2 protein-coding genes are annotated in these 1936 nt (G+C 39.2%); both read left to right on the top strand.

Annotated features, from left to right (window positions below):
- The coding region (gene lhgO, locus AC1DVB_RS26915; RefSeq protein ID WP_477591882.1) for an L-2-hydroxyglutarate oxidase at window positions 1-1074 on the top strand (1074 nt) is incomplete at its 5' end.
- 27 nt (window positions 1075-1101) lie between these two features.
- A complete protein-coding gene (locus tag AC1DVB_RS26910) occupies window positions 1102-1443 on the top strand; it encodes a DUF3870 domain-containing protein (protein ID WP_034306813.1) in 342 nt (113 codons plus the stop codon).
- Window positions 1444-1936: the final 493 nt, after the last annotated feature.

The following is a 1936-nucleotide window of genomic DNA, read 5'->3' as shown; positions in this document are numbered from 1 at the left end:
GTCATCCATTCAGGAATTTATTATAAACCAGGCAGTTTCAAAGCACGGTTTGCCCGTCAAGGAAGCAAATCAATGACGGAATTCTGTAGGATGCATGGAATTGATCATGATATTTGCGGCAAGGTCATTGTTGCAACAAAACCAGAAGAGTTGCCCCTTCTAGATGATTTATTTTCACGCGGTTTACAAAATGAGCTAGCTATCCAAAGAATCGGTGTGGAAGAGTTAAAGGAAATTGAACCGCATGTTAATGGACTTGGAGCGATTCGCGTCCCGCAAGCCGGCATCGTCAATTATCGTCAGGTAAGTGAAAAGATGGCGGATATCATCCGAGGCAACGGCGGTGAAATCAAGCTGAATACAAAGGTGGAGAAGATTGACGAGGATTCTGATGAAGTCATCATCGCTACGAACAACGGGACAATAAAAGCAAGGATAGTCATTAATTGCGCTGGATTGCACAGTGACCGTATCGCAGCAGCCGCGGGGTACAAAACTGATATGAAAATTGTCCCGTTTCGCGGTGAATATTTTAAATTGAAGCCCGAAAAGCGCTTTCTTGTCAATCATTTAATTTATCCGGTACCTAACCCTAAGTTTCCATTTCTAGGAGTTCATTTTACACGGATGATTAGCGGCGAAGTAGATGCTGGCCCAAATGCTGTACTAAGTTTCAAACGTGAAGGTTATAAAAAAACCGATTTCAATGCGAAGGATTTAACTGAAGTTTTAAGCTATAAAGGTTTTTGGAAACTGGCCAGAAAATTCATGAAGGAAGGGATGGATGAATATGTCCGTTCTTTTAGTAAAAAGCAATTTACGAAAAGCCTTCAGGAATTGATTCCGGAAATTCAAGAAGATGATTTAATCCCTGCACCTTCCGGAGTCCGAGCACAGGCGTTACAGGATGATGGTAATATGGTGGATGATTTTCATATTATAATGGGGAAACGGACTATTCATGTTTGTAATGCACCATCACCTGCAGCAACAGCCTCCATTGAAATTGGAAAAGAGGTTGTTACCCGCATTCCGGAACAAACACACTTATTGGAAGCTGTATTGACAAAATAATATTCGTTAAAGAGAGGAAGAGGCCTCATGTTCAATGGTAAAACAATTTTTATTGCAGGTCACGCACGTTTACCTCAAGGGATGGCGGCGAAAAGTGTCTTTGAAACATTGACCATCACTGCAGAAGTCGATGCTAAATATGGTGTTATCCTGGAGGCTTCTTGTACACTGGCAACAGAGCATGGACGGGAATTTATTGGGCGTTTATTAAAAGGGATCAGTTTAAATGATGGTGTTGATGAAGCGATAGAATCGATTACATCTTATTATCGGGGGAAAGCGGCTAATGCATTGATTGCTGCATTGAAGGACCTGGATCTCCATTTTCAGCAAATTAAAGCGGCAGAAAAAACGAAACTACCAAGTTAGTAAAATGATTTATCAGAATTATTTGTAAAAGATGTTGACAATTATATGAAAAAACGTTTTAATGTAATTAAGCCAATATTATGACATTAACACCTTTTGGAAAATACCTTTTCAGAATCGTGTAAAGATCTTAAAGATTGGAAACAGGAAAAATAAATCATACATAAACTGCATATTCGCTGTGACTCTATTTGCATAGAGCAGTGAAGTGAATATAAGCCAGTTGTACAGTTGGATTCCCATTTTATTTGGGGATCATGTGCGACTGGCTTTTTATATTTCCTGTTAACCTTGTCACCTATATTACAAATAACAGGAGGAATCATTCATGAACATTGCAGAAAAAAAGAGAGCGAAGTTTGAAAGGAGAACAGAAAAATACGAGGTGAAAGTTCACCCTCAATCCAGCCGTTTATATCATATTGAAATTTCAAAAGAGGCGATTTCTGCTTTTTTAGAAACGGTATCCAAGGATAATCAGTCTGTTCAACAT

Source organism: Peribacillus sp. P4_D6, from assembly GCF_056401795.1.
This window is presented reverse-complemented; position numbering and strand designations above follow the sequence as displayed.